We start from the raw sequence: 248 nt of genomic DNA, 5'->3' as shown, positions 1-248 counted from the left end.
GCTTATTACAAGCCAAAATCAGTAACGATTTGCGCACTGAATTTGGTCGCCGGACGATCAAGGAAATTGTGTCAGGTAAACGCGATGAATTGCAAAACGATGCATTAGAAAATGCTTCTGAAAGTGCTCAGAGTCTTGGCATTGAAGTGGTTGATGTACGTGTTAAGCAAATTAATTTACCTGCTAATGTCAGTATCAGTATTTATCAACGTATGCGCGCCGAACGCCAAGCTGTGGCGAAAGAGCAC

1 protein-coding gene is annotated in these 248 nt (G+C 42.7%); it reads left to right on the top strand.

All coding sequences use genetic code 11. The features are described from left to right. A partial coding sequence (locus AAEZ03_RS28445; RefSeq protein WP_350583319.1) for an SPFH domain-containing protein occupies positions 1 to 248 on the top strand: 248 nt, incomplete at both ends.

The sequence above is a fragment of the Pseudomonas sp. HY2-MNA-CIBAN-0224 genome, from assembly GCF_040310285.1.
Taxonomy (GTDB): domain Bacteria; phylum Pseudomonadota; class Gammaproteobacteria; order Pseudomonadales; family Pseudomonadaceae; genus Aquipseudomonas; species Aquipseudomonas helleri.
This window is presented reverse-complemented; position numbering and strand designations above follow the sequence as displayed.